General features: G+C 32.9%; 9 protein-coding genes. 2 read left to right on the top strand and 7 right to left on the bottom strand.

The features are described 5' to 3' along the window. Positions 1-176: 176 nt before the first annotated feature. From JM658_RS12835 to JM658_RS12805, 7 genes are all read right to left on the bottom strand, one after another. On the bottom strand, positions 177-1,940 hold the full coding sequence (locus tag JM658_RS12835) for an efflux RND transporter periplasmic adaptor subunit (protein WP_236959677.1): 1,764 nt from the start codon (positions 1,938-1,940) through the stop codon (positions 177-179). Between the two features lie 49 nt (positions 1,941-1,989). Continuing rightward, positions 1,990-4,509, bottom strand: a complete 2,520-nt coding sequence (locus JM658_RS12830; RefSeq protein WP_236959676.1) for a heavy metal translocating P-type ATPase — start codon at positions 4,507-4,509, stop codon at positions 1,990-1,992. Between the two features lie 85 nt (positions 4,510-4,594). Further along, positions 4,595-5,161, bottom strand: a complete 567-nt coding sequence (locus JM658_RS12825; RefSeq protein WP_236959675.1) for a helix-turn-helix domain-containing protein — start codon at positions 5,159-5,161, stop codon at positions 4,595-4,597. Between the two features lie 113 nt (positions 5,162-5,274). Continuing rightward, the gene (locus JM658_RS12820) at positions 5,275-5,778 is read right to left on the bottom strand and encodes a DUF3347 domain-containing protein (RefSeq protein ID WP_236959674.1); all 504 of its coding nucleotides are present in this window, start codon (positions 5,776-5,778) and stop codon (positions 5,275-5,277) included. A gap of 39 nt (positions 5,779-5,817) precedes the next feature. Next, positions 5,818-7,035 carry a TolC family protein gene (locus JM658_RS12815; protein WP_236959673.1) on the bottom strand — a complete coding sequence of 406 codons (1,218 nt, stop codon included), beginning with the start codon at positions 7,033-7,035 and terminating at the stop codon, positions 5,818-5,820. Then, the gene (locus tag JM658_RS12810; protein ID WP_236959672.1) at positions 7,032-10,823 is read right to left on the bottom strand and encodes an efflux RND transporter permease subunit; all 3,792 of its coding nucleotides are present in this window, start codon (positions 10,821-10,823) and stop codon (positions 7,032-7,034) included. Before JM658_RS12810 ends, JM658_RS12815 begins: the two co-directional genes overlap by 4 nt. Before the next feature lie 135 nt (positions 10,824-10,958). Further along, complete coding sequence (locus JM658_RS12805) at positions 10,959-11,378, bottom strand: HYC_CC_PP family protein (RefSeq protein ID WP_236959671.1); 420 nt, start codon at positions 11,376-11,378, stop codon at positions 10,959-10,961. A 273-nt stretch (positions 11,379-11,651) separates the two neighbouring features. On the opposite strand from JM658_RS12805, the gene JM658_RS12800 reads away from it, so the two are divergent. Then, positions 11,652-12,329, top strand: a complete 678-nt coding sequence (locus JM658_RS12800; RefSeq protein ID WP_236959670.1) for a response regulator transcription factor — start codon at positions 11,652-11,654, stop codon at positions 12,327-12,329. After that, complete coding sequence (locus tag JM658_RS12795; RefSeq protein ID WP_236959669.1) at positions 12,326-13,582, top strand: sensor histidine kinase; 1,257 nt, start codon at positions 12,326-12,328, stop codon at positions 13,580-13,582. The genes JM658_RS12800 and JM658_RS12795 overlap by 4 nt, the downstream gene beginning before the upstream one ends. Positions 13,583-13,725: the final 143 nt, after the last annotated feature.

The raw sequence follows: 13,725 nt of genomic DNA, 5'->3' as shown, positions 1-13,725 counted from the left end.
CCTTACGTTTATTTTCGACTATTTTCTAAATATAGTTTGGACTCAATTTTAAGAAAAATCAGGTGTATAAAATTAAATTACGGAAGAAAGAAACTATGTTGTAGTCGTTTTTAATTAAAACAAAGGCTCAAAAAACACTTATTTTTTTGAGCCTTTGTTTGTGGAAATATAATGTATTATTCAAATGTTTGGATAACTTCGCCGCAGTTGGACATTTCTTTTCCATAGTAGGGATTGCTTATTTCTTGATTGAAACTAAGCCAAGAAGCGCCGTTATTATTATCTACCATTGGACAGAATTGAGTATAGGCTTTTTTATGAACTCCATAGAGCGTTAAACTTTTAATCATATCATCAGAGAGATCTTTAAAATACTTTCTTTGCTCTTTGATTTCTGAAGCATTAGCAATAGCTTTTACTGAAGATTGCAGCTCTTTTTGGATAGGTGTCCATGTATTTCGAGCATCTTTATTTTCTAAAAGATCTAAATCTATTTCACTTAAGTTATTTTCAATGCTATTTGCTGCATCTTTTGCATTATTGTAGTCATCATTTACTAAAGCATCTTTTAACACTATATAAGAATTTAAAACTATTAAAAGCTGATTTTGAAACTTCTGAAATGAAGGTGTTTCTATGTTTTTAGTTTTACTGTTATCAGTTTCTATTCCTAAGTGACCTTCATGACCAGTTGTTGTTTTGCCACCTTCTTTATTCATCATAGACTTTTTGCCTTGCAATTGTGCAGCAGCATCTACAGTGAAAGTACCATTGGTAACAATTTCTTCCCCATTTTTAAGACCGCTTGTTATAGCGTAATCAGTTCCGAATTTTTTTCCCAAGGACACTTCTCTCATTTCGAAAATGGGTTTATCAGGACTTGTTTTTACATATACTAAAGACCGTTTCCCTGTCCACATAACCGCAGAAGAAGGAACTTTTATTTCTGAATTTTCAGATAGTTTAGGATCTATTTTCACCGAAGCTTCGATAAACATTCCTGGCTTTAACTTGTTGTCTTTGTTGTTAATAACGGTACGAACTTCGACAGTACGGGTATCATTATCTAAAATAGGATCGATATAAGAAATTGTTCCTTCGATAGTTTTATCAGGAAATGCATTAGATGTGATTATTATATTCTGATTTTTCTCAAGAGATTGAATATCCTTTTCATAAGCATCAAAAACTCCCCAAACAGTATTGAGGTTTGCAGTTTGCAATATTGCCATTCCATCCATCATATGTCCACCTTCAGATACATTTAAACTGGTAACAACTCCAGAAACATGGGAATGTAATGTAAATCTACTTTTAGCAGTTCCAGAGCTTATAATATCATCGATATATTTATCTGAGATCATCCAGTTTTTCAACTTATTTCTTACGGCATTATACAGCCCAGGTTGCACATCTTTGATTTTATATGCTGTAATTAATTCTTGCTGAGCACTAACTAATTCAGGAGCATAAACAACAGCTAAAGCTTGGCCTTTATTTACTGTTTCTCCAAGAGATTTTACGTATAACTTTTCAATTCGACCATTAAAATGAGCAGATTGCGTATGGGTTTTGTCTTCATCAGCTTTAATTGTTCCTGACAGTTTTAAAACCGAATTTTCAGACTGTTTACTTCCTACGATGCTGGTCTGAATGTTTGCTAATGCCATTGCATTTTCAGTCATAGAAATCTCATTGGGGGAAAGGCCATCTGCACCAGATTCCGCAGGGATAAGATCCATTCCACAAATAGGACAATCGCCAGGTTCATGCTGCATAATTTGCGGATGCATAGAACACGTCCATAGCTGCTCTACAGATTCATTTTCATGATCATGTGCAGAAGTATTGGTTTCCTTGGTTGGGTTGCTAAAAATTAACCAACCCAATAAAACGCCAATAGCGACAGCAAGGCCAATAAACAATACATTTTTTTTCATAATTCCTTTTTATAATCAGAATAGGCAAAGTTTTATTTCAAACTAATAATTAATCAATAGAAGCATTCTTCAATCTTAAAGCATTTGCAATTACAGAAACTGAGCTAAAACTCATAGCCAATGCTGCAATCATCGGTGAGAGTAATATTCCGAAGAAAGGAAATAACACACCTGCGGCAATTGGTATTCCTAATGTGTTGTATATCAAAGCAAAAAATAGATTTTGTTTGATGTTTTTCATAACAGCATCACTAAGGTTTCTTGCTTTTACAATTCCATGTAAATCGCCTTTAACTAAAGTAATCATCGCACTTTCAATAGCTACATCTGTTCCTGTTCCCATTGCAATTCCAACGTCACTTTTTGCTAATGCTGGGGCATCATTAATTCCATCACCGGCCATGGCTACTATATTTCCTTCGTCTTGTAACTTCTTAACTTCTTCTAATTTGTTTTCTGGGAGCATTCCAGCTTTAAAGTCCGTTAAGTTAAGTTCTTCTGCAACTGCTTTTGCTGTATCTTGATTATCTCCAGTAAGCATAATCACAGAAATTCCTTTTCCCTGAAGATTTTTAATAGCTTTTGCACTCGTTTTCTTGATTTTATCACCAATTACAACATAACCTTCTATATTTCCATCAATAGCGAGGTAGGAAACTGTTTTTCCTTTTTGCTGATATGAACGTGCTTCCTCTTTTATTTCTGACGATAAATCAGCATTTGCATATGCCATCATTTTAGCATTTCCAAGGGCAATTTTCTTTCCATCAACAATTCCTTCTACACCTTTTCCTGTAACCGCATTAAATTTGTCTGTTTTTGAAATTTTTACATGTTGCTCTTTGGCAAATTTCACAGTAGCTTCTGCTAGCGGATGCTCACTAGAACTATTTAAAGAAGCAATGAAATGTAGTATTTCATCTTCTTCATAATTAGAACCAAAAGTTCCTACTTTATCAACTGTAGGCTTCCCTTCTGTAATAGTCCCCGTTTTATCAACGATCAGAACATTTACTTTATTCATCTGTTCTAATGCCTCTGCATTCTTAATAAGAACACCGTTTTGAGCTCCTTTACCAACACCAACCATAACCGACATTGGAGTGGCAAGGCCTAGCGCACACGGACACGCAATAATCAATACAGCAATGGAGTTTACTAGCGCATAAACATAGGCTGGGTCTGGCCCCCAAATTGCCCAAACAATAAAAGTTATAATGGAGATAAGAACTACTACGGGAACAAAATATCTAGAAATAGTATCTGCTAACTTTTGGATAGGAGCTCTACTGCGACTAGCATCATTTACCATATGGATTATCTGAGATAGGAGGGTATCGCTTCCTACTTTTTCTGCTTTCATTAAGAAAGATTGATTTCCATTAATAGTACCGCTACTCACTTTATCTTCTACTTCTTTATTAACAGGAATAGGCTCTCCAGAAATCATAGATTCATCAACCGTAGAATTTCCTTCTGTTATTACACCATCAACTGGAATCTTATCTCCTGGTTTAACTCGTAAAATATCTCCCTTTTTAATTTTATCGATAGCAACTTCTTCTTCATTTCCATCAATAACACGGATTGCTTTATTAGGAGCTAATTTTAATAATTCTTTTACAGCGCTATTTGTTTTGTTATGTGCTCTTGCCTCTAATACTTGCCCCATTAATACTAAGGTTAGTATAACCGTAGCAGCTTCAAAATAGACATGTACAGCTCCAGAATCTGTTTTAAATTGTGCAGGAAAGAAATCTGGAAATAGCATTCCGAAGAAGCTAAATAACCACGCTACACTTGCCCCAATTCCAATAAGAGTGAACATGTTTAAATTCCAAGTTATGATCGATTTATATGCACGTTGAAAAAACATCCAAGTGGCATAGAATACTACAGGAATAGAAAGAGCAAATTGTACCCAGTTCCACCACTTTTGATCCATTATTTTATATAATGGATTGTTTGGAATCATTTCACTCATAGCAATCAGAAAGATCGGTACTGTAAATGCGAGTGCAATCCAGAATTTTTTGAGTAATTTCTTATAAGTCTTTTCTTCTGAAGAAATCTCAGGTTGCATAGGGACTAAATCCATTCCACAAATAGGACAATCCCCTGGCTCATCTTCTATAACCTCAGGATGCATAGGGCATGTCCATTGCTCCGAATTAGAAGTTGTAAGACTTTGTTCTGCCACCAAATCCATCCCACAAACAGGACAATCACCAGGTTTATCGTAAGTTTTATCACCCTCACAATGCATGGGACAATAATATGTTCCTGTTTCATTACCAGTTTTTGACTTTTTAGCGGCTTTATTTTTCTTAGCAGTGGCTGTAACTTCCGATTTATCTTCAAGATTATGAATACTGTATGAACCACCGTCCTTTTTCATGGCAGCTTGTAACGCCTCAAGAGGAATATGGTTTTCCATTTCAATGGTTGCTTCCGCTTTTTCTAAATCTACGGAAGCATTGGTAACCCCTTCAATTTGATTTAGGGTTTTTTCCACGTGACCACGACAGCCATTGCAACTCATTCCATTTATGTGATATATATGCTTCATTTTATGATGCCTTTATTGTAAATTATTAAGTACTATAAAATTATAATATATAAGTCCTTTACAGTGTCATAATTATGGTTATTAGTTATATAATTTGGTCTAGTGACTTTCTTGTATTTCTTTGATCTTTTTTATAATCGGTTAGACTCATTCCAGTTTCATTTTTAAACTGCCTGCTAAAATGATTTATGTTGTTATAATCTAATAACTGACTTATTTCAGTAAAGTTGTATTTGTCGCTCTGTATGAGTTCTTTAGCTTTCTCTATTTTAAGTCGTATAAAATACTTTTCTATGGTTATTGTTTCAACGGTAGAGAATGTTTTGCTGATTTTTGAGTATTCTATATTTATAGATTCTTCTAAATAAGCAGAGAGTTTTTTATCTAATTTTAAAGGAAGATTTTCCAATAACTTAATAAGCGAAATTTTTACATTCTCAATAATTTTTTGCTTCTGAGTATTTATTATCGAAAAACCATTTCTATCGACAATATCTTTAGCTTTTTCTAAATCAGTATCTTCATTAATATCTAAAGTTATTTTACCTAACTCAATGTTTTTAAGTGCAAGTTGGTGTTGCTCAAATTCTTGTTTTAAGACCTTGATACACCGATTGCAAACCATGTTTTCTATGTGTAAGGTAACCTCCATATTATTCAGATTTACTTTTTAAATAGCTATTAATTTCAAGATAAAAAGAGAAAACTATTTGTATTAGTTACTCTTTTTATCCTGTTAAATGTTATTAATGATGGTATTTAGATTTATTTAATTACTTCTTTTACTGAACCACATGTTAGCATTTTTCCTTCAAAATATGGATTTGCTATATTTTCTTCTTTTGAAAACCAATATGCTCCTTCGTTATTAAATGCCATCGGACAGAATTGTTTGTATATCTCTCCTTCTGAAATATTAGACTCTAAAAATGGTTGTATTGCTGCTGTAAGCTTAGAAAAGGCTTTTTGTTGAGCTTCAATATTTTCACTAGTAGCAATTTCTTTACTTAAATTAGAAATATCTAAATAGTTATTGCTGATGGTTTCCGAAAGCATTTTACCTCCGCTTTTTGCCTCTTGAACATCACCTTTAGTAAGTGCAGTTTTAATATGATTGTAATGCTGAAATACTTTATCAGCAATATCATTTTTAAAAGCAATGGAAGCTATTTCTGCATCTTCACGCTTTTTATCGGTTGCTTCTTTACAGGAAATAGTAAAAACACCTAATGCTAATAATACTACGATTTGTTTTTTAAAATGTGTCATGATTTTATTGATTTATGATTATTTCTTGTGATTTATTTTTTAGTCTATTAAATAATTAATGAGCGCAGACTGGGTATAATATTCCTGAATCGCTTCAATCTGATTGATTCCGAATTTTAATTGTAACTCTTGAATGTCGAGAACATCATTGAAATCGATCGTACCATTTTCATAATTTTTAATTAATATATCTTCCGCATATTTCGCTTGTTTGAGATTTTTCTTCTGAAGATTGAATTTAATTCTAGCTTCATTTCTCTGCGATATAGCTTTAGAGAATGTAGACTGTAATACATTTAACTTGCTATCCTTTTGAGATTTAATTTCCTGCTGACGGAGTTCGTTTTGCTTACTGATGGATTTATATTTTTTATTAAAAATAGGAATAGATAGTGAAACCATCGGCATAACAACATCTTTACCGTTATCAGAAAGATCTACATCGGTACGCTCAGAAACAGCAATATAATCGAGTCCGAAACCAATATTTGGAGCACTTTCCTTTTGGTTTAATTTCTCCGATTGCGTAACCGATTCATAAAGCTTATCGTATTTTAGTAATTCTGGATTTAAAGAAAGAGCATCATAGCCAAGAATGGGATCTTCATCAGGAATTTCTAAATCAGAAACAGCAAGGATTTCTTCATCATAGTTTCTATTCAGCAAGTTATTTAAAGCAGCTTGAATTCCCTTAGATTTTTGCATAAGCACTTCTTTCTCTTGTTGAACTTCATTTTGTCTTATCTGTAGTCGTAAAACATCTACGGCACTTGCTTTTCCTACTTCCGTAGCAGTTAAAGCCAGCTGTTCGTAGGTTTTTAGTAAATTATAATTATCATCTAAAACATTTTGTTTAGCTCTAATTCCATATAATGTATAATATAAATTAGAGACAGAAAGAGCTAATTTTCGCTTTGCGATAACCATTTCTACATATTCAGAATCTGCCATTGTAGCAGCATAATCTTCTCTCTTACCTACGGTTCCAAACCACGGAAGCATTTGTTTTACTGATAATTTTGCACGTTGTGGTCCAGTTCTAGTTTCTGGTTCACTAACAAAATAACCAGCACTAAATTCTGTATTTTGAACATTATTTACTTCATTTATTTTTTCTTCAGCAATCTGATAACGTAAATCAAAACTCTGTATCTCAGGATTATTATCGATTGCTTCTTCGATATAAGCGTTTAAATCTTGCCCAGAGACCTTGGTTATAATCAACAAAGAGACTCCTATTATGAATGTATATCTCATGCGTTTTGTCTTTTTAATTGAAACTCTTTTTTCCAGCTATACAATACAGGGACTATAAAGTAGGAGGTAACATCGATAACCATTCCACCAAATATTGGAATAGCCATTGGAATCATAATATCACTTCCTTTTCCTGTGGAAGTTAAAACTGGTAAGAGCGCTAATATTGTGGTAACGGTAGTCATCAAACACGGGCGAATACGCTTATTTGCAGCTTCCAATGCAGCCAAACGGATTTCTTTTTTATCCACAGGATTTTTACGCTCAAATGTTTGTGTTAAATAAGTCGCCATTACAACGCCATCATCAGTTGCAATTCCAAATAGCGCTATAAAACCTACCCAAACGGCAACACTAAGATTTATAGTTTTCATATTGAAGAGGTCCCGTAGATTTTCTCCAAAAAAGCTAAAGTTTAAGAACCAATCTTGCCCATAGAGCCAAATCATAATAAAACCTCCAGCAAATGCAACAGCAATTCCCGTAAAAACCATAAGTGATGTGGAAACAGATTTAAACTGAAAGTATAGAATCATAAAAATGATTAGTAGTGCTAAAGGAACAACAATAGACAATGTCTTTTCCGCTCGTATTTGGTTTTCATAAGTTCCTGTAAATTGATATGTAATTCCTTTTGGAACACTAAGTTCTCCAGTTTCAATTTTACTAGTTATCAATTTTTGAGCATTCTCAACGACATTGACTTCAGCAAAACCATCTATTTTATCAAACAGAACATAACCAATTAAAAAGGTGTCTTCACTTTTAATTACTTGTGGCCCTTGCTCATATTTAATATTAACGAGCTCTCCCAGCGGCACTGGACTCCCTTTTTCCACAGGAACATAGATATCCTTTATGTCATCAGCGTTTCCGCGGAGTTCTCTTGGATATCTTACTCGGATGCCATAACGTTCTCGGCCTTCTACGGTTTGTGTTAAGGGCATTCCACCAACAGCAACTTGCAATACTTGCTGAACATCTTCAACGGTAATTCCGTATCGAGATAATCGTGCTCTATCTATATCAATTAATAAATAGGGTTTTCCAACAATTCTATCAGCAAAAACAGCTTCTTTTTTTACTCCTTCAGCTTGCTTAATAATAGTTTCTAGTTTCTTTCCAAAAGCTTCGATTTCATTTAGATCTTGACCTTTAACTTTTATACCCATTGGAGAACGCATTCCAGTTTGGAGCATTACCAATCGGGTTTCTATTGGCTGAAGTTTTGGAGCGGAAGTAACCCCAGGGATTTTTGTGACTTTGATAATTTCGTTCCAAATATCATCAGGATTATTGATATGAGGTCTCCAATTTCTATAATACTCGCCATTATCATCAGGAATAAGGTCTGTATTGTCTATATATTTAGGATTTTCAATTTCTGAAGCTTTATATGTGGTTTCAGTATTTTCTTTATTATTTGGATTGAGAACAAGTTTCCCATTTTTCAATATAAAAAGCCCATCTTCATTCACCTTATAGCGCTGAAGTTCCCCTTCCTGATTGCGCATGTATTCAGATTTATATTGAATCATGTTTTCGTACATGGAAAGAGGAGCAGGGTCGAGGGCAGATTCTGTACGACCAGATTTACCAACCACTGTTTCTACTTCAGGAATACCAGCAACCGCCATATCGAGATTCTGTAAAACGCGCTTATTTTCCTCAATACCAGCATGAGGTAATGAGGTTGGCATTAATAAAAAGGAACCTTCATTAAGAGCTGGCATAAACTCTTTTCCTGTATTTCTCATGATAATAGCTCCTAGAATCAATACTGTTGTTGGAACTATTAAAAACAAGATTCTATTATTTAGCGCCCATTGTAGAATGCTTACGTAGTACTTTCTAAAAATGGAGAACACACCTAAAAGTCCGAAGCATATTATAGAAACAAAAATGAGATTCATAACAATACTTCTATCGAATCCTAGCGGTCTCCAATATTCAGCAAGAAGAAAAACAATAGCAAGAACAGATATTATAATATTAAAAATATTCTGATTTAGTTTTAAATTGTATTTAAAGAACTGTAAATCATATTCTTTTTTAGTGCTTTTTATAAAATATATGTCGATCCCTGCAAAGGCTATTAATATAAGTCCTAGCCAATATCCGTAGAAAATAGCGGTAAGTCCTAAAAGAATTAAGATACTCCCGATTACATATCTTGTAAATTTCCTCACTTCTCTTTTCTTAAATAAAAAGGCTGCAAAGGGAGGAATTAGAAACAATGCAATTACTAATGATGCTGTTAACGCCATTGTTTTGGTGAACGCAAGGGGACGAAACAGTTTTCCTTCTGCACCAATCATTGTAAAAACAGGAATAAAACTGATAATGGTAGTTAGTACTGCAGTTAAGATGGCTCCAGATACTTCTGAAGTTGCATTGTAAACCACTTCGTTAGTTGTATATCTCCTTCCATTATCATCAAAGCACAGTTTATCTTCCTCAAAATGACGAATCATATTTTCAGCGAGAATCACTCCAACATCTACCATAGTACCGATAGCAATGGCAATTCCAGAAAGTGCCACAATATTGGCATCTACATTAAAAAGTTTCATGGAAATAAAAACCATTAGTACTGCAACAGGGAGTAATCCAGAAATAAGTATGGAAGCACGTAAATTAAAAACCATCACTAGAATTACTAAAATGGTAATTAATATTTCTAAAGTGAGCGCTTCATTGAGAGTTCCTAATGTTTCTTGAATAAGTTCAGATCGATCATAAAAAGGAACAACCGTAAGTTGCGAAGTACGCCCATCTTGCAGCGTTTTAGAAGGTAAGCCAGCCTTAATTTCTTGTAATTTATCTTTTACATTATTGATTACCTCCATAGGATTGGCACCATGTCTTGCTACCACAACACCGCCAACAACTTCTGCACCCTCTTTATCTAAAATCCCACGACGAGGAGCAGGACCTAAATTTACCTTAGCAATGTCTTTAATTTTTATAGATACATAGTCTTCAGAAGTAACAACGGCATTTTCAATATCTGAAATCGACTTCACGTATCCCAATCCGCGTACTAAATATTCCGCCTTATTAATTTCTAAAGTTTGCGCTCCTATGTCTTTATTACTATTCTTAACAGCGTTTACAATTTCATTTAATTGAACATTATATTGACGCATTAATTCTGGATCTACATCAATCTGATATTCTTGTACATAACCGCCTATTGAAGCAACTTCGGAAACACCACTAGCAGAGGAAAGGGCATATTTAACGAAATAATCTTGAACACTCCTTAATTCATGTAAGTCCCATCCTCCAGTAACGTTACCGTCTTTATCTCGCCCCTCTAAAGTATACCAATACACTTGACCTAACCCTGTAGCATCTGGGCCAAGTGTTGGATTTACATCTGTAGGAAGTAATCCACTAGGAAGTGAATTTAGTTTTTCGAGAATTCGACTTCTACTCCAATAGAACTCTATATCTTCATCAAAAATGATATAGATACTAGAAAACCCAAACATGGAAGAGCTTCTTATTGTTTTTACACCAGGAATACCCAATAAAGTAGAAGTAAGCGGATAACTTATCTGATCCTCGATATCCTGAGGAGACCGTCCTTCCCATTTTGTAAATACAATCTGTTGGTTTTCACCAATATCAGGAATAGCATCAACAGCTACAGGATCTGAAGGGAGGATACCAGTATTCCAGTTAAAAGGGGCGTTTACAATCCCCCAACCAACAAAGAGAACCAATAATAATACGGCTACTAGTTTGTTTTCTATAAGAAATTTAATGCTTTTATTTAGCATATAAGTTGATAATTAAACAGTTATAAAAGAATGAATTTATGAAGTGTCAAAAATTCAGATACAATATAGTTTCCCTAATGATAAGAGCCATTAAGGTAAAATCACCCCATAAATTATGGGATACTGTTTAAAAAATCAGATTAAATATGTTTCGTGTAGTTTTTGTACATCCTTTATAATAAGGGGAGGAGTATAATCCTTAAAAGGAATAATTTTTTCTTCTAAACTATTATATAAATTAAGGTAAGAATAGAAAAAAGAAGCAATAAAAGTCTGCTGCTCGAAAGTTAGATTATCAAAGGAAGCTTTAAAATTATCTTGCCCTTTGTTCACTATTTGTTGATCCGAACAACAAGATTTTTTAGAAATTTCAATATCACAATCGGTTTTCGATTGTTGGTTCTTTTCCATTCCACATGAACTAGTACCATGAAATAAAGAAAAATCTACTAGAGTATCTCCACAATAATGCATATCCATTTGGAATGACGTTGTAGTGAGAAACACTAAAAGCGCCAAGGAAATTGCTAATATTTTATGTGAAAAACTCTTCATATTACTGCAAAAGTATAAAAAAATACTTTGATGTAGTTTATTTGTATAATTTTTAACGGATTGAGGGTTTAGATTCTAAGTTATAGGTTGGATAATTAAGTTATATATATTAAAAATATAGTATTCTTTAAATTAGCTTTAGAATTCAGGAATATATTTGGGGTGATATAAGATTCTTTGTTTATGATAGTTAAATTTATATTATTAGTATAGGGTGAAATATAAAATTTATATAAGAGGTCTTTTTTTAAATGAAATGCTAAATTTAGTATTATGAAAATATTAGTAGCAGAAGATGAGTTTTCTTTACAACAATCTATCGCCACATATCTTGAAAAGGAAGGTAATGTTTGCGAAGTTGCTTCGGATTTTAATGAAGCTTCTTATAAAATAGCTATATATGAATATGATATTGTGATTCTCGATATTAACTTATTAACGGGGAGCGGAATTGATATTTTAAAGGAATTAAAGAAAAAACAAGGTGTTATTACTTCGGTAATTATCATTTCAGCTAATAATTCATTAGATGACAAACTAGAAGGTTTAGACCTTGGAGCGGATGATTATCTTACAAAACCCTTCCATTTAGCAGAACTAAATTCTCGTGTAAAAGCAATTTTAAGACGGCAGAAGTTTGGGGGTGGCAATGTTGTTATGTTTAATGAAATTAAAATAGATACTGATAGCCATGTAGTCACCGTAGATAAAGAAGAGGTTGTGTTGACGAAGAAGGAATACGATTTATTATTATTTTTTATAATTAATAAAAATAAGGTCTTGTCTAAGGAAATTATTGCAGAGCATTTATGGGGGGATAATAGCGATTTAATAGATAATTTTGATTTTATTTATGTGCATGTCAATAATTTACGAAAGAAACTTACTCAAGAAGGAGCAAAATATATTAAAACTGCCTATGGAAGTGGTTATAAATTTATAGATGAATGAGTAAAGAAAATAAAATAGGACTCATACAAAAGACTTCACGTATATTTATTATATCTAGTATTGTACTGATGAGTCTTAGTGCAGTCTTGCTTTATTTTTATGTTCGTAGTATCTTACGGGAAGAAATTGAAGAGGAGTTGTATTCTACTACAGCCAGAATTGAACATTTGTTAGCACAAGGAGCTGCACCGTTTTCTTTACCCCCAGTAGTTGAAGTAAACTCTACGCCTATACTTTCTAAAGAAACGATTAAGGATACACTAATATTTGATCCATCTCAGAATGAAGACGAGGTTTTTAGGGAGCTCACAAGCTTTAAAGAAATTAAAGGAATAAATTATAAGATAGTTGTCAGAGATTTAGTGGTAGAATCTGAAGGCATATTAATAGCTATCATCGTTTCTTATATAGTTATTATTTTACTAGTTTTTATTATACTTTTCTACTTCAATAGAGTAGGAAATTCATACCTATGGAAGCCATTTTTTAGTACACTGCAAGAAATTAAAAAGTTTTCTATTACTAATAGAGAAGTAATAATGTTAGAATCGACAGACATAAAAGAGTTTAGCGAACTAAACTATCAAATAGAAGAGTTAACGGGTAAAGTACGTGCCGATTACAACAATTTAAAGCAATTTACCGAAGATGTATCTCATGAACTGCAGACTCCATTATCAATTATGCAAGTAAAAGTTGATAATATAATAAATGGAGATCCATTAAGCGATGAACAATACGCTCAATTGACCTCGATTCAGAGGGATATAAAAAGAGTTACTCAAATGAATAGGGGACTAACATTATTAACTAAGATTGAGAATAATCAGTTTTTAAATGCTACAGAGGTTTCTATCCCTTTTCTGATAGATGAAAATTTGAAAAATTTCAAAGAGATTTCTCCCCAAGTGATTCAGTATAATAAGGAGGATGAATTATTAGTCACTATGGATTTATATTTAGCACAAATTTTATGTAATAATTTAATATCTAATGCAATAAAACACAATTCGGGTGTTGGAGAAATTATTATAGAAACTAAATCTAATAGTTTATTTATAAGCAACCAAGGAACAAATTCGATATTAAATGCGGATCAGATATTTAATCGTTTTTATAGGGAAAATGAAAGTATTAAATCTACAGGTTTAGGTTTAGCTATCGTTAAGAAAATATGTGATCTATACAATTTTAAAGTTAGCTACCATTTTAGAAGCGGATTACATGTTTTTTCTGTTAATTTCTTCAATTAGTTTCCTTTATAACAGATTATTCCTTCTCAATTTTTATAGCAAATACTTTTTTACGTTGTCATTAAACAATATTCAGCTCGATATTATTTTCTGAGAATAAGATTCTACATTTTAGTAATGCTATGATAGTAAATACGTCTTTA

Source organism: Joostella atrarenae, from assembly GCF_021764745.1.
Classification (GTDB): domain Bacteria; phylum Bacteroidota; class Bacteroidia; order Flavobacteriales; family Flavobacteriaceae; genus Galbibacter; species Galbibacter atrarenae.
Note: the sequence above shows the minus strand (reverse complement) of the source record. Positions and strands in the feature narration are given on the sequence as shown.

Bases quoted from the DNA above. Each gene is read 5' to 3' on its own strand.
- JM658_RS12835 (WP_236959677.1), bottom strand. From the start codon at position 1,940: ATGAAAAAAAATGTATTGTTTATTGGCCTTGCTGTCGCTATTGGCGTT.
- JM658_RS12830 (WP_236959676.1), bottom strand. From the start codon at position 4,509: ATGAAGCATATATATCACATAAATGGAATGAGTTGCAATGGCTGTCGT.
- JM658_RS12825 (WP_236959675.1), bottom strand. From the start codon at position 5,161: ATGGAGGTTACCTTACACATAGAAAACATGGTTTGCAATCGGTGTATC.
- JM658_RS12820 (WP_236959674.1), bottom strand. From the start codon at position 5,778: ATGACACATTTTAAAAAACAAATCGTAGTATTATTAGCATTAGGTGTT.
- JM658_RS12815 (WP_236959673.1), bottom strand. From the start codon at position 7,035: ATGAGATATACATTCATAATAGGAGTCTCTTTGTTGATTATAACCAAG.
- JM658_RS12810 (WP_236959672.1), bottom strand. From the start codon at position 10,823: ATGCTAAATAAAAGCATTAAATTTCTTATAGAAAACAAACTAGTAGCC.
- JM658_RS12805 (WP_236959671.1), bottom strand. From the start codon at position 11,378: ATGAAGAGTTTTTCACATAAAATATTAGCAATTTCCTTGGCGCTTTTA.
- JM658_RS12800 (WP_236959670.1), top strand. From the start codon at position 11,652: ATGAAAATATTAGTAGCAGAAGATGAGTTTTCTTTACAACAATCTATC.
- JM658_RS12795 (WP_236959669.1), top strand. From the start codon at position 12,326: ATGAGTAAAGAAAATAAAATAGGACTCATACAAAAGACTTCACGTATA.